This window comes from Flavonifractor sp. An306 (assembly GCF_002159455.1).
GTDB lineage: Bacteria > Bacillota > Clostridia > Oscillospirales > Oscillospiraceae > Flavonifractor.
On record NZ_NFIQ01000062.1, the window covers coordinates 1 to 21,845 of the forward strand.

Consider the following 21,845-nt stretch of genomic DNA (forward strand, 5'->3'; position numbering starts at 1 on the left):
GCCTGCCGGAGGGGGTCCTCACCCCCCGGCAGGCCCTCTTTTCCCCCGGAGAGGAACGGCCCCTCTGCCAATCGGAGGGGGAGATTGCCGCCTCCCCCGTCGCCCCCTACCCGCCGGGAGTACCGGTGGTGGCTCCGGGAGAGCGAATTGAGAAAAAAACTATCGCATATTTGGATCAAATAGGTTATAATAGTGACTGTCGAATTTGTGTGTGACAACTGTGTGAACCAACGCAGGAGGGATAGGAATGAAACTGGTCCTTGCGATTATCAACCATGACGACGCCAACACCGTCACTCAGGCCCTCACCAAGAGCGGCTTCTCCTCCACCAAGCTGGCCACCACCGGCGGCTTTCTGATGGCGGGGAATGTGACCATCCTCATCGGTGTGGACGAGGAGAAGGTGCAGACCGTCATTGACATTATCAAGGAGCACTCCCACTCCCGCAAGCAGATGATCCCCACCACCACCGAGATGAGCTACGGGTACTACCCCTCCATGCCGGTGGAGGTTGTGGTGGGCGGCGCCACCATCTTCGTGGTGGACATCGAGCGGTTTGAGCGGGTATAAGGCCCTATGAATCTGACCCCACTGGCGGGCAACGGCCCGCTGAAACGGCAGCTGGAGGGAGAGACCGCCCGCCGCGGGCTGTCCCACGCCTATCTGCTCTGCGGCCCGGCGGGGTCCGGCAAACGGACCCTGGCGGGCCTGCTGTCGGCGGCTTTGGTGTGCAGCGCCGGCGGAGAGGGCATCCCCTGCGGCCGGTGCTCCGGCTGCAAAAAGGCCCTGGCGGGGATCCATCCCGACATCAGCCCGGTGGGCGAGGACGGGAAGGACATCACGGTGGCCCAGGTGCGGGCCCTGCGCAGCGACGCCTACATCAAGCCCAACGAGGCCGCCCGGAAGGTGTACGTGCTCCACCGGGCCCAGAGCATGAACTCCAGCGCCCAGAACGCCATGCTCAAGCTGCTGGAGGAGGGCCCCCCCTACGCCGCCTTCCTGCTGCTGGCGGACAACCCCGCCGCCCTGCTGCCCACCGTCCGCTCCCGGTGCGAGACCCTCACCCTGGCCCCGGTGACCCCCCAGGAGGCCCTCTCCTGGCTGACCGCCCACTATCCCCAGCGCTCCCGGCAGCAGCTGGAGGGGGCGGCGGAGCGGTGCGAGGGTCTGCTGGGCCGGGCGGTACAGGAGCTGGAGGGCGAGGACGGCGCCATGCGCCGGGAGGTCCAGGCCGCCGGAGAGCTGCTGAACCGGCTGTGTACCGGCTCAGAGCTGGAGATTGCGGAGTTCTGCGTGGAGCTGGAGCGGGACAAGTGGGACCGGGACGGGCTGGACGGACTGCTGGAGGAGTTCATCCTGCTGCTGCGGGACGCCCTGGCGGAACACTACGGAGTGTGCCGGGAGAGCGACCCCTGGCGCAAAGCCCTGGCCCGACAGGCGGCCGCCCTTTCCCCCCGGCGGCTGATGGCCGCCGTCCGGCTGGCGGAGGAGCTGCGGCAGGCCCTGACCTGCAACCTGGGAGCCGGGCATCTGGCGGGCTGGCTGGCGGCCGGCCTGGCGGAGCCGGTCTGATTATTTTACGCACATTGTGGAGGAGACCATGACCGAGATCATCGGCGTCCGCTTCAAAAGCGGCGGCAAACAATATTACTTTGACCCCAAGGGCCAGCAGGTAGAGCCGGGCCAGGGTGTGATCATCGAGACCTCCCGGGGCCTGGAGTACGGCGAGTGCGCCCAGGGCAACACCATGGTGGAGGACGAGGCGGTGGTGCAGCCCCTGCGCTCGCTGGTGCGCATCGCCACCCAGAAGGACCTGGACACCGTGGCCAAGAACCGGGAGAAGGAGAAAAAGGCCTTTACCATCTGCCAGGACAAGATCGCCGCCCACGGCCTGGACATGAAGCTGGTGGATGTGGAGTACAACTTCGAGGGGAGCAAGATCCTCTTCTTCTTCACCAGCGAGGGCCGGGTGGACTTCCGGGCCCTGGTAAAGGACCTGGCCGGCGTGTTTCACGCCCGCATCGAGCTGCGGCAGATCGGCGTGCGGGACGAGGCCAAGATGCTGGGCGGCCTGGGCATCTGCGGCCGGCCCTTCTGCTGCGCCGGTTTTCTGGACGAGTTCCAGCCGGTGTCCATCAAGATGGCCAAGACCCAGAACCTCTCCCTCAACCCCACCAAGATTTCGGGCACCTGCGGGCGGCTGATGTGCTGCCTGAAGTACGAGCAGGAGGCCTATGAGGACGCGGTGCGGCGGATGCCCAAGACCGAGTCCTTTGTGGAGACCCCCGAGGGGGTGGGCACCATTTCCCAGGTAAACCTGCTGAAGGAGACGGTGCAGGTCCGTCTGGAGGACCAGCCCGAGACCCCCAAATGCTTTCACAACTGCGAGATCTGCGTGGTGCGCAACGGCAAGGGCAAGCGGCCGGAGGGCTATGTGGCCCCGCCGCCGGAGGAGCTGGCCAAGCTGCGGAAGGTGACCCCGGTGGAGGAGCCCAGGAGCCTGGCAGGCAGCCTGGACGCGGCCCTCACCGGCCTGGGCATGGCCGAGCCCGCCGCCGAGGAGGGCGGCGGCGAGGCAGGCGCCGGCAGACGCCGCCGCAGCCGCTCCCGCCGGGGGAGCGGAAAGCCGTCCGGGGAGGCCCCGGCGGAACAGCAGCAGTCCAAGCAGCCCGCCCCGCCAAAGCAGCGGCCTCCCAAGAGCGACAAGCCGCCCAAGCCCGCGCCTCAGCAGCAGGTCGCCCCGTCCCAGCAGGGGGAGCAGGGCGGCGCGCCCGCCGGGGAGAAAAAGCGGCCCCGCCGGCGGTATCACCGCAAGCCCAAGGGGGACAAGCCCCAGAATCCCGAAGCCTGAAAAACGGGCGGCCTGACGGCCGCCCGTTTTTTTAGTCCGTCATCTCCGCATAGGGGTAGATGCGCTTCATGACGGCGTCGTTATAGTGCTGGTCCATGTAGACCTCCCAGGCCTGTGTGGCCGGCTTTCCGGCGGCTCGGTCACTGTAGCGGGCCAGGGCCAGGGCGCTCACTCCCATGTTCACCGTCATGAACACCAGCAGCGCCCACACCGCCAGTTTGCCCGGCCTGGGCGGGATCCTGGCGATCCACCGGGCCAGCACGGGATAGAGGCCCTTGAACCAGGCCACGGCGGCAAAGCCCCAGAAAAAGCAGTACAGCAGGTTGATCCGGCCCCCCAGGTTAAAGGGGATGGAGCTGTAGTCCCAGAACACGGTGCCGAACACCAGCTCGGTAAACACGCTGCACAGGTACTCGTACAGGCCCCCCAGCAGGGTGCCCGCCACAAAGAAGAAGCTGGCGGAGCGGTCCCGGTAGCGGTAGAGCAGCAGGGTGGCCGCCGCCAGCGCCAGGCCCCACACAATGCTGAAGGGCCCCCACACCACGCTGCTCCGGCTCATCCACCAGCCCAGCCGCACCCGGCAGAAAATGGTCTCGGCCAGATCGCCGCACACGCCCCCCACCAGAAAGAGGAGCATGATGCTGTAAAAGCTGCTGCCCCGGGTGAAGGGATTGACTTTTGCGGTCTCCTCCCGCCGGACAAACTGGGCCTTTGGGTAAGTACGCTGGATACGGCCCTCGGTGCGGCGGAGGATCCACTCCCCCATGCGGATGGACAGGGCGGCCAGCCGGCTGTTGACCGCCTCCATCTGGGGCAGGGTCTCCCGGACCCCCGCCAGGGTGAGGATGGTGCCCAGCCCGTCCACAAGCAGCACGCCCACCAGCACCCACAGCAGGATATGGCCCGCCAGCGGGGGCAGCAGCCGGTACAGGGAGACCAGCAGGGGGCTGACCCACTGCACGGCAGCCATGCCCAGCAGGCCCCACACTGCCGAGGCCCCGGCGCAGATGTAGCCGTCCAGGTTAAACCGGCGGGCGCTGTAATCCCACCAGCGGGTGTGAGTGGCCCGCTCCAGCAGGTGGCCTGCCGCCCACTCCACCACGGTGGCTCCCACGGCGCAGCCCAGAAACAGGAAAAAGTACCTGCCCCGCAGCTCCCACAGGCCCCAGGTGAGCACCGCCCCCGTCAGGCCGTAGGAGAGGCACAGGGGCCCGAAGAGCACGCTGCGGTCCACATACCGCCTCTGCCGCAGGGCGGCGTAGGCGGTCTCCAGCACCCAGCCCAGCAGGCCGTAGCAGAAAAACATCCAAAGCATCGGATACAACGCCACAATTCATCTCCCTTTCCACATGAAAAGATATGGATTGTATCTTACCGCATTTTCCCCTAAAATACAATGAGAACCTGAAAATGCCCTCCATGGGAAAGGAGTCTTTCCGCATGACAGAATTTGATCTGATGATCTCCGGCCAGCTCTATAACGCCGAGGTGCCCCAGCTCCAGGCCATGCGCCGCCGGGCGGCGGAGCTGTGCCACCGGCTAGAGCTGCTCTCCCCCGGCCAGGCCGAGCAGCGGCAGGCCATCCTGCGGGAGCTGCTGGGGCATACAAAGGGGTCCTTCACCATCAACCCCGGCTTCCGGTGCGACTACGGCTGCAACATCACCATCGGAGAACGGTTTTACGCCAACTACAACTGCGTGATCCTGGACTGCGCCCCGGTGAGCTTTGGGGACGACGTGTTTATCGCCCCCAACTGCGGCTTCTACGCCGCCGGACACCCCCTGGACGCCTCCACCCGCAACAGCGGCCTGGAGTTTGCCAGGCCCATCACCGTGGGGGACAACGTGTGGATCGGAGGCAATGTGGCGGTGCTGCCGGGGGTGACCATCGGCAGCGGCGCGGTAATCGGCGCGGGCAGCGTGGTCACCCATGACATCCCCGCCGGCATGGTGGCGGTGGGCAACCCCTGCCGGCCCCTCCATCCCGTTCCATAACAAAAACGCCCAGCCGCAAGGCTGGGCGTTTGTCGTATGCTGCTTATACGCTCAGGGCATCCCGGGCAAAGGCGGCCGCCTGGTCCAGGTCGGCCTGGTCGGGATGGGTGAGGGCCAGGTCGAAGGCCTTGAGCATGGAGATCAGCTTGCCGTCGCCGGGCTTCTCCTTCAGCTGGGCCTCGTACCGGTCCCGGACGGCCTGGGGCATCTTGCCGGTGCAGAAAAAGGTGTTGACCACCTGGTTGCCCTTGGGCACCTCCCCCCTGAACCGGTCGGCCAGGGAGGCGAAATACATCTCCGAAATCCCAAAGCCGGCGGTGCCGAACAGGGCCACCCGCTTGCCGTGGAGGGTCTGCAAAAACTCCTTCATCTCCGCCGCGCAGCTGCCCTTGTCGGTCCAGGAGCCGGCAAACACCAGCTCCGCCTTGTCCACGTTCTGGGGCGGCGGGCCGAAGGCCACAATCTCGTGGCCCTGGCAGGCCTCTTGGATGGCCTGGGCCACCTGGGCGGTGTTGCCGGTGGCGCTGGAAAACACAATGGCGATTCTCATATCTTTCTCCTTACTTGTACTTCCGGCTCTCCGCCACCGCCAGCTCGTCGCAGCGGTTGTTGTAGGGGTTGTCCGCGTGGCCCTTGACCCAGTGGAGGCGCACCGTGTGGTAGTCGCACAGCGTCAGCAGCCTGTCCCACAGATCGGGATTGAGGGCGGGCTTTTTGTCCCCCTTCACCCAGCCCCGGGCCTTCCAGCCCCGGGCCCAGCCCTTCTCCAGGGCGTCGATGACGTACTTGGAGTCGGAGTACAGCTCCACGACGCAGGGCTCCTTCAGGGCCTCCAGGGCGGTGATCACGCCGGTGAGCTCCATGCGGTTGTTGGTGGTGTGGGCCTCTCCCCCGGAGAGCTCCTTCTTATGCTCCCCGTACTGGAGGATGGCCCCCCAGCCCCCGGGGCCGGGGTTGCCGGAGCAGGCCCCGTCGGTGTAGATGGTGACTGTTTTCATGCTTCTCCTTCCGGCTGGAGGTCAGTGTTCTCCTCCTCCTCGTTCTCCCGGTCGGTGAGGGCCATGGAGATCACCTGGTCCCCCTCCTCCTTGAAGCGCATGACGATGACGCCCTGGGTGGAGCGGCCGGCAATGCGGATGTTGTCCACATGGGTGCGGATCAACGTACCGCTCTGGGTTACCAGCAGCAGGTCCTCGTTGCCGTCCACCACCTTGATGCCCACCACCTTGCCGGTCTTTTCGGTGACCATATAGTTGCGGATACCCAGGCCGCCCCGGTTGGTGATGCGGTAGTCCTCCACCGGGGTGCGCTTGCCGTAGCCGTTTTCGGTGATGGAGAGCACGCAGCGGCCGGCGGTGGCCCGGGCGGCCCCCACCACGTAGTCCCCGTCCCGCAGGCGGATGCCCCGGACGCCCACGGCGGTACGGCCCATGGGCCGCACGTCGTTTTCGTCAAAGCACACGGCCTGTCCGTCGTGGGTGGCGATGAGGATCTTCTTGGTGCCGTCGGTCTCCCGGACGGTGATGAGCTCGTCCCCCTCCTCCAGGGTGAGCACCCGCAGGCCGTTGTTGCGCAGGTTCTTGAGGGCGGCCACCGACAGCCGCTTCACCGTGCCGTTGCGGGTGACCATCACCAGGAACCGGTCCTCGCTCTCCACGTCCCGGGTGTGGATCATGGCGGACACCTTCTCCCCCTGCTCCACCTGGAGGATGTTGATGAGGTTGGTGCCCCGGGCGGTGCGGCCCGACTCGGCAATCTGGTAGCCCTTCTTGCGGAACACCCTCCCCCTGTCGGTGAAGAAGAGAATATAGTCGTGGGTGGAGGCGGTAAACACGGTGTTTACCGAGTCCTCCTCCTTGGTGGACATGCCCTTGCGACCCTGTCCGCCCTTGCCCTGGGCGGCGTACTCGCTGACGGCGGTGCGCTTGATGTAGCCGCCGTCGGTGAGGGTAAAGACGCACTCCTCCTCCTCAATGAGGTCCTCGATGTCAATTTCGTCCTCCACATCCTGGATCTCGGTGACCCGCTCGTCGGCGTACTTGTCCCGGATGACGGTGAGCTCGTCCTTGAGCACGCCCCGGATCTTCTCCTCACTGGCCAGCAGCTCGTTGAAGTAGGCGATGCGGGCTTCCAGCTCCTTGTACTCGGCCTCCAGCTTCTCCTTTTCCAGGCCCTGGAGCCGCTTGAGCTGCATATCCAGAATGGCCTGGGCCTGGATCTCGTCCAGCCCGAACCGGCTCATCAGATTTTCTCTGGCGTTGTCGTAGCTCTCCCGGATGGTGCGGATGACCTCGTCGATGTGGTCCTGGGCAATGAGCAGGCCCTCCAGCAGGTGGGCCCGCTCCTGGGCCTTCTTCAGGTCGTAGCGGGTGCGGCGGACGATGATCTCCTCCTGGAAGGCGATGTACTCGTCCAGGATGTGCCGCAGGGAGAGGATCTTGGGCTGGGACTGGTTATCCACCAGGGCCAGCATGTTGATGGCGAAGGTGGTCTGGAGCTGGGTCTGGGCGAACAGGCGGTTGAGCACCACCTGGGGGTTGGCGTCCCGCTTGAGCTCGATGACCACCCGCATACCGTTGCGGTCGGACTCGTCCCGGATGTCGGAGATGCCCTCCAGCCGCTTGTCCTCCACCTGGTCGGCCATGCTCTTGATGAGCATGCGCTTGTTCACCTGGTAGGGAATTTCGGTGACGATGATGCGGGTGCGGTTCTGGCCGAACTCCTCAAACTCGGTGCGGGCCCGGACGCACACCCGGCCCCGGCCGGTGGCGTAGGCCGCCCGGATGCCGGAGCGGCCCATGATGATCCCCTTGGTGGGGAAGTCCGGGCCCTTCACGTGCTCCATCAGGTCGCTGAGGGTAGCGTTGGGGTCGTCCAGCACGCAGATGGCGGCGTCGATGACCTCCCCCAGGTTGTGGGGGGGAATGTTGGTGGCCATACCCACGGCGATGCCCGCCGAGCCGTTGACCAGCAGGTTTGGGAACCGGCTGGGGAGCACCCGGGGCTCTTTCCGGCTCTCGTCGAAGTTGGGGTCCCAGTCCACCGTGTCCTTCTCGATGTCCCGCAGCATCTCGTCGGATATTTTGGACATGCGGGCCTCGGTGTAACGGTAAGCGGCGGGGGGATCGCCGTCGATGGAGCCGAAGTTGCCGTGGCCGTCCACCAGGGGGTAGCGCATGGAGAAGTCCTGGGCCAGACGTACCAGGGCGTCGTACACGCTCTGATCCCCGTGGGGGTGGTAGCGGCCCAGCACGTCGCCCACGCAGGTGGCCGACTTCTTGAATGGCTTGTCCGCCGTCAGGTTGTCCTCATACAGGGCGTAGAGGATCCGGCGGTGCACCGGCTTCAGGCCGTCCCGCACATCGGGCAGGGCCCGGCCCTTGATGACGCTCATGGCGTACTCGATATAGGACTGCTCCATCTCCTTTACCAGGGGCGAGGTGACGATGGTCTGGTCCGGGTACCGGATCTCCTCCGGGTCATATTGTGGCTTTTTGCTCATGCTGTTGCCTCACATTTCTTGGTAATAAAATGGTAGCTCAGTAGTCCAGATTCACCGCGTACTTGGCGTTTTTCTCAATGAACTCCTTCCGGGGCTCCACCTTCTCGCCCATGAGGACGGTGAAGGTCTGGTCAGCCGCCACGGCGTCGTCCAGCTCGATGCGGCGCAGGGTGCGCTTTTCCGGGTCCATGGTGGTCTCCCACAGCTCATGGGCGTCCATCTCGCCCAGGCCCTTATAGCGGTTGATGTCCACCTTGGCGTTGGGGTTGTCCCCCCGCAGCTCGGCGGATACCTGGTCCCGCTCCTCGTCGGAGAAGGCCACCCGTGTGGTCTTGCCACGGGTCAGCTTGTACAGGGGGGGCACGGCGGCGTAGACGTAGCCGTGCTCGATGAGGGGCCGCATGAACCGGAAGAAGAAGGTGAGCAGCAGGGTGCGGATGTGGGAGCCGTCCACATCGGCATCGGCCATGATGATGATTTTGTGATAGCGCAGCTTGGACAGGTCAAAGTCGTCCCCGATGCCCGCCCCCAGGGCGGTGATCACGGGGGTGAGCTTGTCGTTGCCGTACACCTTGTCGGCCCGGGCCTTCTCCACGTTGAGCATCTTGCCCCACAGAGGGAGGATGGCCTGGAACCGGGAGTCCCGGCCCTGGGTGGCCGAGCCCCCTGCGGAGTCGCCCTCCACGATGTAGAGCTCGGTGAGCTCGGGGTTGACCTCGTTGCAGTCCCGCAGCTTGTCGGGCATGGCGGCGCCGCCCAGGGCGGTTTTTCTCCGGATGGACTCCCTGGCCTTCCGGGCGGCCTCCCGGGCCCGGTTGGCCATCAGGGCCTTTTCCAGAATGGCCTTGCCCACCGCCGGATTTTCTTCCAGGTATTCCGAGAGCTTTTCGGTGACAATACTATTGACCAGGGTGCGGATCTCGCTGTTGCCCAGCTTGGCCTTGGTCTGGCCCTCGAACTGGGCCTCGGTGAGCTTGACGGAGATGACGCAGGCAATGCCCTCCCGGCAGTCCTCGCCGGAGACCTTGTCGTCGTCCTTGAGCAGCTTCATCTTTTTGCCGTAGTTATTGAGTACGGTGGTCAGCGCCCGCTTGAACCCCTCCTCGTGCATGCCGCCCTCGGGGGTGTGGACATTGTTGGCGAAGGAGACGATGGTCTCGCTGTAGCCGTCGTTGTACTGGAAGGCCACCTCCGCCATGGAGTCGTCCTTGCTCCCGGCCATGTACACCACCTCGGAGTGGAGCACGTCCTTGGAGCGGTTGAGGAAGGACACAAACTCCCGGATACCGCCGGCGTAGTGCATGGTGTCCTGCTGCTCCTTGCCGGGGCGGTTGTCGATGGTGTGGATGCGCAGCCCGGCGTTGAGGAAGGCCTCCTCCCGCATGCGGGTGTGGAGGGTGTCGTAATTGTACTCGGTGACCTCGAACATCTCCGGATCCGGCTTGAACACCACCTCGGTGCCGTGGCGGTCGGTGTCCCCCACCACCTGCATGGGCTGGGTGACCTTGCCCCGGGAGAACTTCATCTCATAGATCTTGCCCTCCTTGTGGACCCGCACCTCCAGCCACTCGCTGAGGGCGTTGACCACGCTGGCGCCCACGCCGTGGAGGCCGCCGGACACCTTGTAGCCGCCGCCGCCGAACTTGCCGCCGGCGTGGAGGATGGTGAACACCACCTCCAGGGCGGGCAGGCCGGTCTGGGGCTGGATATCCACCGGGATACCACGGCCGTTGTCGATAACGGTGATGATATCCCCCTCCCCGATGGCCACGGTGATCTCGTCGCAGTAGCCCGCCAGGGCCTCGTCGATGGAGTTATCCACAATTTCGTACACCAGGTGGTGAAGACCGGACTCGCTGGTGGAGCCGATATACATGCCCGGGCGCTTGCGCACCGCCTCCAGACCCTCCAGAACCTGGATCTCAGAGCCGCCGTATTCGTGTTCCACCTGGGTGGTGCTGTTCAATTCTTCAGACATTTGAAAACCTCCATTGGGATTTCCGGGCAGCCAGGGGCCGCCCCTACAACCGCTGTAGGGGCCGCCGCCGGCGGCCCGTCTTGGCATTATTCAAAACTGTTGCTCTCCGCCCGCCGCAGCAGGGTGGCGGCGGACAGCTGGGACAGGTACACTGTGCCGCCCCCCTTGTCCGGGGCGCACAGCACAAAGGACCGGGGCAGGTCGTCGGACACGTTCACCACCCGTCCCTCCTTCTCCGCCCGCTCCAGAAAGGCCCGGGTCAGGTGGGAGGAGCTGGCGTTGTCCAGGTCAAATACCCCTACCACATCCCGGAAGGGGACCACCACGCTCTGGCCCAGATGCAGATACATCCCTCACTCCCCCCTTTTGTGCTCCCAGATCACCCGGGGACCCCACAGCCGTTTCCACAGCCGCCAGCCCAGGAGCGTACCTATGAGGGCGCACAGGGCGGGCAGGCCGGGGACAAACAGAAGCTGGGTCACCGGGGACTGGCTGGATTCCCACACGTTGAGCCGTCCCGCCGCCACCAGGGCGGTGAGGGCCAGGACCACGGCGGGGGGCAGAATCCGCCACAGCTTCCGCCTCAGAAACCGGCAGACCAGATATTCCGCCGCCAGCCCCAGCAGCAGGGGCAATAGACAAAAAACGCCGACAATAATGGGCATATACTCTCCTTATTCCACCAACGCCCCGCCCCGGATGTGGAAGGTGCGGGCGTCTCCCAGACGGCTGAGCTCCATTTCCTCACAGCAGGTAATGAAAACCTGGCCGTTTGTGATACGTTTGAGTACATATTCCTGCCGCTTTCCGTCCAGCTCGGAGAGCACGTCGTCCAGCAGCAGCACCGGCCACTCCCCGGTCTCCTGGAAGAAGATCTCCCGGGAGGCCAGCTTCAGGGACAGGGCCGCCGTCCGGGTCTGGCCCTGGGAGGCGAACTGCCTGGCCCGCAGCCCGTCCAGCAGCACCACCAGATCGTCCTTGTGGGGGCCGGACAGGCACTGGCGGGCCTCCAGCTCCGCCCGCCGGTGGGACTGCTGGTGGGCCAGCAGCTCCTCCAGAATGGCCCGGGGCTGGGCCAGGGGGTCGGTGACGGTGCTCACCGTCTCGTACCCCAGCTCCAGCTCCTCCCGGCCGCCGGAAAAGTCCCGGTGGATGGCGGGGGTGGCCTCCCCCAGCCGCCGGATGAAGTGGGCCCGGTAGTGGATGATGAGGGCCCCGGTCTGGGCCATGCGCAGATTGAACTCGTCCAGGGTGTCCAGCAGAGAGGGGTGCTCCCCCCAGTCCCGCAGGATCCGGGTCTTGTGCTCGTACAGCCGGCGGTACTCCGCCAGGGCCTCGGCATACCGGGGCCGCAGCTGGCAGATGCAGGTATCCAGAAACCGCCGGCGCACCGCCGCACCCTCCCGGATGAGCCACAGGTCCTCCGGGCAGAAGAGCACCGTGTTCAGCACTCCCGCCAGCTCCCCGGCGGTTTTCAGCTTGACGCCGTTGGACAGCAGCTGCCGCCGGGCCCCCCGGCTCAGCCGGGCCTCCAGGGTGAAGGTGCGGTCCCGGGTCTCCACCTCCCCCCTGACGAAGGCGTGGTCCACTCCGAACTGAATGAGCTCCTTATCGTACCTGGCCCGGTGGGAGGAGGCGGTGGACAGATAGGCCATGGCCTCCAGCAGATTGGTTTTCCCCTGGGCGTTTTCCCCCCAGATGACGTTGACGCCGGGGGAGAACGTTCCCTCAAAATGGGGGTAGTTGCGGAAAAAGTCCAGGGTGAGGGAGCGGAGGATCATACGACCTCCAGCTCCACCCCGTCCAGGGCGGCCCGGTCCCCGGGGCGCAGCTTTTTGCCCCGCATGGTGCAGGTCTCCCCGTTTACCGTCACCTCTCCGGCCTGGATGCGCTCCTTGGCGTCCCCGCCGGTCTCGGCCAGCCCCTCATATTTCAGCAGGGCCTCCAGCTTGATATATTCCGTATTGATCTTGACCTGTCTTGTTTCCATCCGGTTTTCTCCTCACGTTTCCACAAAGGCTTCCAGCAGGGTATAGACCTCCGGCAGGGCTTTTTTCAGGCTTACCGGCCTGCCCTTGGCCCGGTCGTAGAAGAAATGGACGCTGGTACCCTCCGCCCGCAGCTGTCCGGTGACCGAGTCCACCATCCGGTAGCCAAGCTCCAGCTTGGTCAGCTGGAGCTTGTTCACCGTTACGGTGATGGCCACCGTCTCCCCGAACCGGGTCATGGATTTGTAGGCGCAGGACACGCTGTACACGGCAAAGTCGATGCCCGCCTCCACCGCTTTTTCATAGCCCCAGCCCAGCTGGTCCAGAAAGTCGGAGCGGGCCTCCTCCATCCAAAGGATATGATTTCCATGGTGGACGATGCTCATGCCGTCGGTCTCATAAAACTGCACTTTGTGCAGGTAGGGATGCAGTTCCACGGCGTTTTTTCTTTCTTTCCGTCATTCCCCGGCCCGCAGGCGGACGGGGAGCACCATATACAGGAACTTCTCCTCCCCCTCGGTGGGCAGGATCACGCAGGGAGATACCCCGGTGGTGAGCTCCAGCCGCACCCGGTCGGCGGGGGCGGCCTTCAGGGCGTCCATCAGATATTTGTTGTTGAAGCCGATCTCCAGCCCCTCTCCGTCGCCCTGGATGGGGCACTGGTCGTAGGCGTCGCCGATAGCGGTTTTGGTGGAAATTTTCAACACTCCGTTGTCAAACACGCACCGCAGGGGGGATTTCAGCTTGTCGCTGATGATGAGGCTCACCCGGTCGATGGAGGACAGCAGGGTGCGGGTCTTCCCCTCCACAATGATGGTGTTGTTCCGGGGGATGGCCTGGCGGTAAGCCAGAAATTCCCCTTCCAGCCGGCGGGAGACCAGCATGGTGTCCCCCACTTTGAACATCACATGGCGGGCGCCCTGGGTCACCGAGGCGGGCTCGTCCACATCGGAGCAGATCTTTTCCACCTCGGACAGGGTGGCGCCGGGCACGACAAAGGAAAATTCTGGTGCTCCTTCCTTTTTCTCTATAGCCTCATGCCGCAGGGCCAGCCGGTAGCCGTCCACCGACACCACTGTCAGGCCGCTGTCGTCCACTTCAAACAGGGAGCCGGTGTGGATCGGGCGGCTCTCGTTGTCGCTGACGGCAAAAATGGTCTGGGAGATCATGGATTTTAGCTTGCTTTGCGGTAAAATTAGGGAATTCTGGTATTCTACGGTGGGTAGCTCGGGAAATTCCTCCGGGTCGGTGCCCAGGATATTGAACTCGCTCATACCGCATTTGATTTTGACCATATAATTTTCCGCCTGGAAGGATACCATGTCGTCAGGCAGCTTGCGGATAATCTCTCCAAACAGCCTTGCTCCCAATACCAGGGTACCTTCTTCCTGGATGTCGGCGGGTACGGTGGTGCGGATGCCGGTTTCCAGATTGTAGCCGGTAAGCCGCAGTTCATTGCCTGCTTCTACCAGGATCCCTTCCAGAGCGGGAATGGAGCTCTTTGGAGACACAGCTCTTGAGGTGGTGGAGATGGCTGCCTGCAGCAGTGCCTTCTCACAGGTGAATTTCATAGCGCGTATCCTCCGTTTCCTGCGTTCCCCTCCGGAAGAGGAGAGGAAAATGTCGTAATAGTACGCCGTAGGGGAAAAAAATGTGGAAAAGTGGCGTAACTCCCTGAGGCCCTAGGGAAAGCGTTTCCACAGGGGTTGTGGACGGATTTTTTTGGTTTCCACAGGGCGGGAAAGGAAGGGCGGTTTTTCCACATATTCCTTTCCACATCTCCACAAAATCCTGTGGAAAGGTGGAAAAGTTGGGTTATTCATACCGGGCGTTGATATTGGCGTTGATATCCTTGATGACCTCGGCGATTTCGGGGGACTGCTTGGTCAGCTTTTCGATGCGGTCGATGGAGTGCATGACGGTGGCGTGGTCCCGGCCCTCGAACTCCTTGCCGATCTCCTTCAGGGACAGGTTGGTCATCCGGCGGATCTGGTACATGGCGATCTGCCGGGCCAGGGCGGTGTCCTTGGTGCGGCTCTGGCCCCGGAGGGCGCTGGCGTCGATGTTGTAGAACTTGCTTACCTCGTCGATGATCACGTCGGGGGAGGGCAAAAATTCCGCCTTGTCCTTGAACATGTCCCGCACCGCCCGGGTGACGGTGTCCACGTCCACGCTCTCCCCCATCAGCTCCTGGAAGGCCAGAATCTTGTTGACGGTGCCCTCGATCTGGCGCACGTTGGAGGTGATGTTCTCGGCGATGTACTGGAGCACCGGGTCGGGCAGGTTCATGCCCCGGCGGATGGCCTTGTTTTTGATGATGGCCACCCGGGTCTCGTAGTCGGGGGGCTGGATGTCCACTGGCAGGCCCCACTCGAACCGGGTGCGCAGCCGGTCGTCCAGACGCAGCATCTCCTTGGGGGGGCGGTCGGCGGTGAACACGATCTGCCGCCCGGCCTCATACAGGGAGTTGAAGGTGTGGAACATCTCCTCCTGGGAGCTCTCCTTGCCGGCGATAAACTGCACGTCGTCCATGAGGAACACGTCGGCGTAGCGGTATTTCTCCCGGAACTCCTGGTTGCGGCCCTCCCGGATGGCCTGGATGAGCTCGTTGGTGAAGGAGTCCCCCTTGATGTACACAATGCGGAACTCCGGATGATTCTTGTGGATTTTGTGGGCGATGGCGTAGAGCAGGTGGGTTTTGCCCAGCCCGGATTCCCCGTAGATGAACAGGGGGTTGTAGGTCTGGGCGGGCTGCTCGGCCACCGCCAGGGCGGCGGCGTGGGCGAACTTGTTGGAGGAGCCCACCACGAACCGCTCAAAGGTGTACTCCTCGGTGCCGGGGAAGAACACGTCCTCCGCATCGGCGGGTTTGCCGTAGCCCTCCAGCTCCCCCTCGCCCAGCACCACCACCTCAAACTCGGCGGAGAACAGCTCGTAGAGCGCCTTCTGGATCACGGGCACATAGCGGGACTGGATAATGTCCCGCTTGAAGTTGGACGGTGTGTAAAGCACAAACCGGTTGGCGTCCAGAGAGACCGCCACCGCGTCGTCAAACCAGGTGTTGATGGTGGTGGCGGTCATCTCCCCCTCCATCAGGGAGAGCACCTTGGCCCAGAGATCGGCCGGTAAATTCACGAAAAGACCACCTCTTTCAGAAAATATCGTATCCAACTAATTATATCAAAAAATTACCCTTCACGCAACGGATACTATAATAAAAAAGAATTCCTTTTTCCGGGGGCTTTTGGGGCGCTGTGCAGGGGGCAAAAATCAAAAAAGATTACAAAAAAACCAGTTGACAGGGGATTTTGAAATAGGTATAATACCATGTGCATCGTGAAATTAACATGGTGTAAAGCAATTTTCTTTGTCAACCGCAGCCGGAAGGCTGTTGTGGAGGCGGGGCGACCCGTCGATTTTTGTACAGGAGGTGTCCCCACATGGTCCGTACCTATCAGCCCAAGAAGCGCCAGCGCTCCAAGGAGCACGGGTTCCGTAAGCGTATGCGCACCGCCAACGGCCGCAAGGTTCTGGCGCGCCGCCGCGCGAAAGGCCGCGCCCGTCTGACCCACTGATGCTTCCGCAAATGGAATAAGGGCTTTTTGAGGGGCGGGGGAGCTTTCCCACCGCCCCTGCGCAGTATACGCAGAAACGGAGCGGGAACGTGAAGCATACCATCTCCCTGAAACAGAATCATCTGTTCCGCCGGCTGTACAGCAAGGGCAAAAGCGCGGTGGACGGCCGCCTGGCGGTCTACTGCCGGAAAAACGGCGGCAGCCGCAGCCGGCTGGGCCTCACCGTTGGGGTCAAGCTGGGCAAGGCGGTGGCCCGCAACCGCACCCGCCGCCGCATCCGGGAGGCCTACCGGGTCAACGAGGCCCGCTTTGTCCCCGGCTACGACATTGTGGTGGTGGCCCGGGTGAAGGCGGGCCACAGCCGCTACCGGGAGCTGGAGCGCAGCCTGCTTGCCCTGTCGGACAAGCTGGGCCTGCTGAAAAAGGAGGCGGGCGGACGGTGAAAAGACTGCTTCTGGCCGCCATCCGGTTTTACCGCAAGTATATCTCTCCCACCCGTCCCCCCTGCTGCCGGTTTATCCCCACCTGCTCGGCCTATGCCCTGGAGGCGGTGGAGAAATACGGGGCCCTCAGGGGGGGCTTTCTGGCCCTGCGCCGTCTGCTGAAGTGCCAGCCCTTCCATAGGCAGAAGACCATCGAGTACGACCCCGTCCCCTGAGGGGACAGAAAACCCGATTTGGAGGCGCGCAAATGGATATTATCCTAACCCCTTTTTCATGGCTGCTGGAGATTCTCTATAATTTCTGCGGCAGCTATGGCCTGGCGCTGATCCTGTTCGCGCTGGTGGTCAAGGTGGTGCTTTTTCCCCTGTCCCTGAAGGGCAAGCGCAGCATGATCCAGATGAACATGCTCCAGGGCCAGATGCAGAAGCTGCAGAAGCAGTACGGCAAGGACAGGGAGCGCTACAACCAGGAGGTTCAGAAGCTCTACGCCAAGGAAAACGTCAACCCCATGGGGGGGTGTCTGTGGTCCTTCATCCCCCTGATTATCCTGATGGTCCTCTACCCCATCATCCGGGAGCCTATCCACTACATGATGGGGATTAACGACGCCGGTGTGCTCAATACCATCGCCCAGACGGTGAACTGGAACACTGTGGCGGTAGACCTGGGCTGGGTGAAGGAAGTGGGAGAGGCCTTTTCCAACACCGGCTACAACCAGCTCTATCTGGCCTCCCTCATTACCCCGGAAAACCTGGAGGCCGTCAAGGCCGCCGTGGGCGAGGCCGGCAGCCAGATTTTTGCCATCAACTTTGATTTTCTCGGCCTTGTGGACCTGTCCCAGATTCCCCAGCTCAAGTTCTGGGAGGTGGAGGAGGGCGGCTTTGCCCTGTTCCTGCTGCCGGTGATCTCCGCCGGCCTCAGCGTGCTGTTCTCCCTGGTGTCCATGCGCACCAACGCGGTGAACCAGCAGAGCAGCCAGACCAACTCCACCATGAAGTCCATGATGATCGTCTCCCCCCTCATTTCGCTGTGGATCGGCTTTTCCATGCCGGCGGCCCTGTGCGTCTACTGGATTGCCAACAGCCTGTTTTCCATGCTGCAGGAGTTTATCTGTGGAAAACTGCTGAAGAAGGACTATGAGAAGGCGGCGGCCATGCAGGCCGAGCGGGAGCGGCTGGAGAAGGAAGAGGAGAAGGAGCAGCGCCGCCGGGCCGCCGAGGAGCGGGCCCGCCGCATTGAAGAGGAGAAGAAGAACCGGGGCAAGAAGAAAAAGGCCGAAAAGAAGGACGCGGACGAGGACAAAATCCCCGGCTCGGTGAAGGAAATGAGCCGGGTGGGGATGCGCCAGTACGCCCGCGGCCGGGCCTACGACCCCTACCGCTACAGCGAGAACGGCCCCACGCCCTACCCCGGAGAGGAGCCCATCTTCCCTCCCCGCACCGGGAATGAGGCGCCGGAGCTGACCGAGCATGCCGGGGAGGAGCCCGCCGTGGAGCGCGAGCCGGTCTCCCTGGAGAAACCCGCCCAGAGCCAGCCCTCTGAGGAGGAGACAAAGGAATAACGGCTTTGCCGTGACCCATAAGGAGAGATACCCACTATGCTGAAATGGATCGAGAGCACCGGCAAAAGCGAGGAGGCGGCCATTGAGGCCGCCCTGCGGCAGCTGGGCATGGATCGGGACGAGGTATCCGTGGAGATTCTGGAGCGGGCCAAGTCCGGATTTTTGGGCATCGGAAGCTGCCCGGCCAAGGTAAAGGTGAGCTATGAGGCCCCCGACGAGGAGCCGGAGGAGGTTGTTTCCACCGTGGAGCAGCCCCCTGTGGAAAAGCCCGCCGAACCTGCCCCCGTCCGCCAGCCAGCCCCCAAGAAGGCGGAGCCTGTTTCCACATCCGCCCCCGCCCATGTGGAAGACCGGACGGCGGCCATCGAGGGCTTCCTCACCGGCCTGCTGGAGCACATGGGTGCCCAGGCCAGACCGGAGATCAAAGTGGACGAAAACGGCACCTACCAGGTGGAGCTGGTGGGCCAGGACCTGGGCGGCCTCATCGGCCGCCGGGGAGAGACCCTGGACGCCATCCAGCAGCTCACCGGCTACGCCGTCAACCACGGCCAGTCCAAGCGGGTGCGCATCCACGTGGACGCCGAGGGCTACCGGGCCAAGCGGGAGGAGTCCCTGGTCCGGCTGGCCCACAAGGTGGCGGGCAAGGTGGTGCGCTACCGCCGCAACGTCACCCTGGAGCCCATGAACGCCTATGAGCGGCACGTGATCCACACCGCCCTCCAGGATACCCCCGACGTGACCACCTACTCCATCGGCACCGAGCCCAACCGCCGCACGGTGGTGGCCTACAGCCGGGGCGAGCACCGGTCATAAGAAAGACTGTGGAAAACGGTCCGTTCCCTTCGGGGAGCGGACCGTTTTTGCTTGCCGGAGGGGCGGCGCTCTGGTATACTGATGGTGAATGGCATACAGACAGTGGCGGAGGGAGCGTGGTCAGATGCGGAACATTCGCTGTGCCGACTGCGGCAAAAAGTACGACTATGATGTGGACGATTTCTGTCCCCGCTGCGGCAGCTTCAATCCCCCGCCGGGCAGCGGAGTCACCCGGCTGGAGGAGGAGATGCTCTCCCGGTTCCAGCGTCCGGGCTCCGGCGGCCAGCCCGTCCGGAGGGCCGCCCCCCGGCCCGCCTCCGGCGGCGGAACGGTGAAAAAGAAGGGAAATTTCCGGCGGCCGGTGGCCCTGGTTCTGGCGCTGCTGGCCATACTCACCGTGGGTCTGCCCGTGGTGGAGCTGGTGGTGGGACAGGTTTTGGACACGATTTCTTACCTCACCGACTCCTTCAGCCGGCAGGAGGAATATGTCTGGACAACGGACGAGACCGTCCTTCCGGAGGGCTGGTATGAGAGCTATGATGCCATTGCCCTTTCCAACGGCCAGGTGGTGACCTTGGCCGGAGCCAGGGAGCCCTGGCTGCCCGACTCCTATTGGCAGGCCCATCCGGACAGCCGCTGTGTGGCGGTGGGTTTGTGGGTATTGGGAACGCCGGAGGGCGAAACGGCCTCCATGGAGCTGATGACGGAGGACGGTACCCGCTATCCGCCGGTGGAGCTGCCCGCCGAGGTGTTGGAGGCGTGCGCCCTGGAAAGCATCTCTCTGGCCGACGGCCAGCCGGATGAGGAGCTCTGGGGCTACAGCTTCTACCTGCTGCCGGAGGAGAAAGCGGGAGAGGCGCTGACCGCCGTACTGCTGGATGGAATGGAGATCTATGTCTCTCTGGAGATGGAGTGGAAGGAGTAAGGAGCTTGCAAGATTGCGTGACCCTGATCGGCATGCCCGGCTCGGGCAAGAGCACCGTGGGGGTGCTGCTGGCCAAGGCTCTGGGCTATCAGTTTATCGACACCGACCTGGTGCTCCAGCAGCGGGAGGGCGCCCTGCTGCAGGACATTCTGGACCAGCGGGGGGTGGAGGCCTTTCTGGACGCGGAGGAGGCTGCCGTCAAGGCCCTGGACTGCACCCGGGCGGTGATCGCCCCCGGCGGCAGCGTGGTGTGCCGCCCCGGCGGCATGGCCCGGCTGCAGGCGCTGGGAGCGGTGGTCTACCTCCACGTGCCTCTGGAGGAGCTGGAGCGGCGGGTGGACAACATCACCACCCGGGGCATCGCCATGGCCCCCGGCCAGACCCTGGCCCATGTGTTCGCCCAGCGGGAGCCCCTGTACCGCCGGTATGCCGGCGCCACGGTGGAGGTCCGGCCCGGCGCCGGGCTGGAAGAGACGGTGGCGGCGGTGCTGGCCGCTTGTAATTTTTAAAATCTGTGGTATACTAGGTTTTGATTGTATGAAACCGTGCACCCTGCCCGCCGGGTTTCCCGGCGGGCTTCGTCACGTTTTTCCTCCTGCCACCGCGCGGCAGGTAATTTTTCTGTTTGCCCCCGGCGCGGAAGGGGCAGAGCACGAAAGGAACGAACCGCATGACATTCCAGGAACTGGGCCTGAGCGCCCCCATTCTCCGGGCGCTGGCCCAACAGGGGTATGAGCGCCCCTCCCCCATTCAGGAAAAGGCCATCCCCCCCGCTCTGGCGGGCCGGGACGTGCTGGGCTGCGCCCAGACCGGCACCGGCAAGACCTGCGCCTTTGCCGCCCCCATCCTCCAGCGGCTGGAGGCCGTCCCCCAGAAGGACCGGCCCATCCGGGCCCTGATCCTCACCCCCACCCGGGAGCTGGCCCTCCAGATCCAGGAGAGCTTTGTGGCCTACGGCAGGTATCTCCCCCTCCGCTCCGCCGTGATCTTCGGCGGCGTGGGGCAGAATCCCCAGGTGGAGCAGCTGAAAAAGGGGGTGGACGTGCTGGTGGCCACCCCCGGCCGGCTGGGGGATCTGTACAACCAGAAGTTTGTGGACCTGTCCCGGCTGGAGATCTTCGTGCTGGACGAGGCCGACCGGATGCTGGACATGGGATTTATCCACGACGTGCGCCGGATCCTGGGCTGGCTGCCCAAGAAAAAACAGACCCTCTTCTTCTCCGCCACTATGCCCCCGGAGGTGCGCAGCCTGGTGGACTCCCTGCTGGTGAACCCGGTGAAGGTGGCGGTGGACCCGGTCTCCTCCCCGGTGGAGGTCATCGACCAGAAGCTCTACTACGTGGACCGGGGGAACAAGACCAAGCTGCTGGCCCAGCTGGTGGGAGAGGCCGGGGTGAAAAACGCCCTGGTGTTTACCCGCACCAAGCACGGGGCCAACAAGGTGGCCGGGGACCTGACCAAGGCGGGTATCTCCGCCGCCGCCATCCACGGCAACAAGAGCCAGACCGCCCGGCAGCAGGCCCTGGCCGACTTCAAGAGCGGGGCGGTGAAGGTGCTGGTGGCCACCGATATCGCCGCCCGTGGCCTGGACATTGAGGAGCTCTCCCATGTGTTCAACTACAATCTGCCCGACGTGCCCGAAACCTACGTCCACCGCATCGGCCGCACCGGCCGGGCGGGCCGGGGGGGCACCGCCGTGTCCTTCTGCGACATCAACGAGCAGGACGAGCTGAAGGCCATCCAGAAGCTGCTGGGGAAGGCCATCCCGGTGGTGGAGGACCACCCCTGGCCCATGCAGGTGCTGGAGCCCGCCCCCAAGGACAAGAAGGGCCGGACGGTGAATCCGGAGGACGCGGAGGCCCGTGCCGCCGCCAAGGAGCGTAAGGCGCGGAGACTTTCTGCGGAAAGTCAGTCGCTTCGCTCCAAAGCCGCGCCTTCCGGGCGGGAACCAGTTCCCCCCGGATGCCCCCCTCCGCTCTCCGAGGGGGATGCTCCGCCCCTCAAAAAGAAGCGGAATCGGGGCCGACGCAACAGCAAGACCCTGGAGCAGGCCCTCACCGCCACCGCGCCCGCCCGTCCCGCCGCTCCCGAGCCTACCTTTGGCGATTTTCGCAAGCCGGACCCCCTGGCCAGCGACGTAATCATGGACGCCACCGCCCGGCTGCTGGCTCCCCGGCGGCCGGCCACCCGCCCGGCGGCGGAGCCCCCGGTCC

Annotated in this window: 24 protein-coding genes and 1 pseudogene; 13 read left to right on the forward strand and 12 right to left on the reverse strand. The window is 64.1% G+C overall.

What is annotated here, in order from left to right; translation table 11 throughout:
• The 4 genes and pseudogenes from B5F88_RS14180 to ricT all read left to right on the forward strand — a co-directional run.
• A pseudogene (locus tag B5F88_RS14180) lies at positions 1-215 on the forward strand (amino acid decarboxylase); the annotation flags it as partial.
• A gap of 32 nt (positions 216-247) precedes the next feature.
• Entirely contained in the window at positions 248-571 is a 324-nt protein-coding gene (locus B5F88_RS14185) for a cyclic-di-AMP receptor (protein WP_087347470.1), read from the forward strand.
• Between the two features lie 6 nt (positions 572-577).
• Positions 578-1,573 carry a DNA polymerase III subunit delta gene (locus tag B5F88_RS14190; RefSeq protein WP_087347472.1) on the forward strand — a complete coding sequence of 332 codons (996 nt, stop codon included), beginning with the start codon at positions 578-580 and terminating at the stop codon, positions 1,571-1,573.
• 28 nt (positions 1,574-1,601) lie between these two features.
• On the forward strand, positions 1,602-2,852 hold the full coding sequence (gene ricT / locus B5F88_RS21965; protein ID WP_087347474.1) for a regulatory iron-sulfur-containing complex subunit RicT: 1,251 nt from the start codon (positions 1,602-1,604) through the stop codon (positions 2,850-2,852).
• A gap of 31 nt (positions 2,853-2,883) precedes the next feature.
• On the opposite strand, the gene B5F88_RS14200 is transcribed toward ricT, so the two are convergent.
• The gene (locus B5F88_RS14200) at positions 2,884-4,182 is read right to left on the reverse strand and encodes a putative ABC transporter permease (RefSeq protein WP_242959808.1); all 1,299 of its coding nucleotides are present in this window, start codon (positions 4,180-4,182) and stop codon (positions 2,884-2,886) included.
• A gap of 110 nt (positions 4,183-4,292) precedes the next feature.
• Here B5F88_RS14200 and B5F88_RS14205 point away from each other — a divergent pair, with 110 nt between their 5' ends.
• Positions 4,293-4,847 (forward strand): sugar O-acetyltransferase, encoded by a 555-nt coding sequence (locus B5F88_RS14205; protein ID WP_087347517.1) that lies wholly within the window; start codon positions 4,293-4,295, stop codon positions 4,845-4,847.
• Positions 4,848-4,890: 43 nt separating this feature from the next.
• On the opposite strand, the gene bilS is transcribed toward B5F88_RS14205, so the two are convergent.
• The 11 genes from bilS to dnaA all read right to left on the reverse strand — a co-directional run bounded on the left by bilS (position 4,891) and on the right by dnaA (position 15,450).
• Positions 4,891-5,397, reverse strand: a complete 507-nt coding sequence (bilS, locus tag B5F88_RS14210) for a flavodoxin family protein BilS (RefSeq protein ID WP_087347478.1) — start codon at positions 5,395-5,397, stop codon at positions 4,891-4,893.
• A gap of 10 nt (positions 5,398-5,407) precedes the next feature.
• On the reverse strand, positions 5,408-5,845 hold the full coding sequence (gene rnhA, locus B5F88_RS14215) for a ribonuclease HI (protein WP_087347480.1): 438 nt from the start codon (positions 5,843-5,845) through the stop codon (positions 5,408-5,410).
• Positions 5,842-8,349 carry a DNA gyrase subunit A gene (gene gyrA, locus B5F88_RS14220; protein ID WP_087347483.1) on the reverse strand — a complete coding sequence of 836 codons (2,508 nt, stop codon included), beginning with the start codon at positions 8,347-8,349 and terminating at the stop codon, positions 5,842-5,844. The genes rnhA and gyrA overlap by 4 nt, the downstream gene beginning before the upstream one ends.
• 37 nt (positions 8,350-8,386) lie before the next feature.
• Complete coding sequence (gyrB, locus tag B5F88_RS14225; protein ID WP_087347485.1) at positions 8,387-10,327, reverse strand: DNA topoisomerase (ATP-hydrolyzing) subunit B; 1,941 nt, start codon at positions 10,325-10,327, stop codon at positions 8,387-8,389.
• Between the two features lie 86 nt (positions 10,328-10,413).
• Positions 10,414-10,677 (reverse strand): extracellular matrix/biofilm biosynthesis regulator RemA family protein, encoded by a 264-nt coding sequence (locus B5F88_RS14230; RefSeq protein ID WP_087347488.1) that lies wholly within the window; start codon positions 10,675-10,677, stop codon positions 10,414-10,416.
• A gap of 3 nt (positions 10,678-10,680) precedes the next feature.
• Positions 10,681-10,992, reverse strand: coding sequence for a Tat pathway signal protein (locus tag B5F88_RS14235; protein WP_087347492.1), 312 nt, complete (start codon positions 10,990-10,992; stop codon positions 10,681-10,683).
• Positions 10,993-11,001: 9 nt separating this feature from the next.
• A complete protein-coding gene (gene recF, locus B5F88_RS14240) occupies positions 11,002-12,108 on the reverse strand; it encodes a DNA replication/repair protein RecF (RefSeq protein ID WP_087347495.1) in 1,107 nt (368 codons plus the stop codon).
• Entirely contained in the window at positions 12,105-12,317 is a 213-nt protein-coding gene (locus B5F88_RS14245) for an RNA-binding S4 domain-containing protein (protein WP_087347498.1), read from the reverse strand. Before B5F88_RS14245 ends, recF begins: the two co-directional genes overlap by 4 nt.
• Positions 12,318-12,329: 12 nt before the next feature.
• The gene (locus B5F88_RS14250) at positions 12,330-12,752 is read right to left on the reverse strand and encodes a thioesterase family protein (protein ID WP_087347500.1); all 423 of its coding nucleotides are present in this window, start codon (positions 12,750-12,752) and stop codon (positions 12,330-12,332) included.
• 21 nt (positions 12,753-12,773) lie between these two features.
• The gene (gene dnaN / locus B5F88_RS14255; protein WP_087347502.1) at positions 12,774-13,886 is read right to left on the reverse strand and encodes a DNA polymerase III subunit beta; all 1,113 of its coding nucleotides are present in this window, start codon (positions 13,884-13,886) and stop codon (positions 12,774-12,776) included.
• Between the two features lie 244 nt (positions 13,887-14,130).
• Complete coding sequence (dnaA, locus tag B5F88_RS14260) at positions 14,131-15,450, reverse strand: chromosomal replication initiator protein DnaA (protein ID WP_087347503.1); 1,320 nt, start codon at positions 15,448-15,450, stop codon at positions 14,131-14,133.
• Positions 15,451-15,755: 305 nt separating this feature from the next.
• On the opposite strand from dnaA, the gene rpmH reads away from it, so the two are divergent.
• From rpmH to B5F88_RS14300, 8 genes are all read left to right on the forward strand, one after another.
• Positions 15,756-15,890, forward strand: coding sequence for a 50S ribosomal protein L34 (rpmH, locus tag B5F88_RS14265; RefSeq protein WP_006570963.1), 135 nt, complete (start codon positions 15,756-15,758; stop codon positions 15,888-15,890).
• 89 nt (positions 15,891-15,979) lie between these two features.
• On the forward strand, positions 15,980-16,333 hold the full coding sequence (rnpA, locus tag B5F88_RS14270) for a ribonuclease P protein component (protein ID WP_087347506.1): 354 nt from the start codon (positions 15,980-15,982) through the stop codon (positions 16,331-16,333).
• Positions 16,330-16,548 carry a membrane protein insertion efficiency factor YidD gene (yidD, locus tag B5F88_RS14275; RefSeq protein WP_087347508.1) on the forward strand — a complete coding sequence of 73 codons (219 nt, stop codon included), beginning with the start codon at positions 16,330-16,332 and terminating at the stop codon, positions 16,546-16,548. The genes rnpA and yidD overlap by 4 nt, the downstream gene beginning before the upstream one ends.
• 32 nt (positions 16,549-16,580) lie before the next feature.
• Positions 16,581-17,894, forward strand: coding sequence for a YidC/Oxa1 family membrane protein insertase (locus tag B5F88_RS14280; RefSeq protein ID WP_087347510.1), 1,314 nt, complete (start codon positions 16,581-16,583; stop codon positions 17,892-17,894).
• A 36-nt stretch (positions 17,895-17,930) separates the two neighbouring features.
• A complete protein-coding gene (gene jag, locus B5F88_RS14285; RefSeq protein WP_087347511.1) occupies positions 17,931-18,707 on the forward strand; it encodes an RNA-binding cell elongation regulator Jag/EloR in 777 nt (258 codons plus the stop codon).
• 124 nt (positions 18,708-18,831) lie between these two features.
• Complete coding sequence (locus B5F88_RS14290; protein WP_087347513.1) at positions 18,832-19,632, forward strand: hypothetical protein; 801 nt, start codon at positions 18,832-18,834, stop codon at positions 19,630-19,632.
• A gap of 5 nt (positions 19,633-19,637) precedes the next feature.
• Positions 19,638-20,141 (forward strand): shikimate kinase, encoded by a 504-nt coding sequence (locus tag B5F88_RS14295; RefSeq protein WP_242959809.1) that lies wholly within the window; start codon positions 19,638-19,640, stop codon positions 20,139-20,141.
• A gap of 161 nt (positions 20,142-20,302) precedes the next feature.
• Positions 20,303-21,845: DEAD/DEAH box helicase (locus B5F88_RS14300; protein WP_087347515.1), on the forward strand; the 1,543-nt coding region annotated here is incomplete at its 3' end.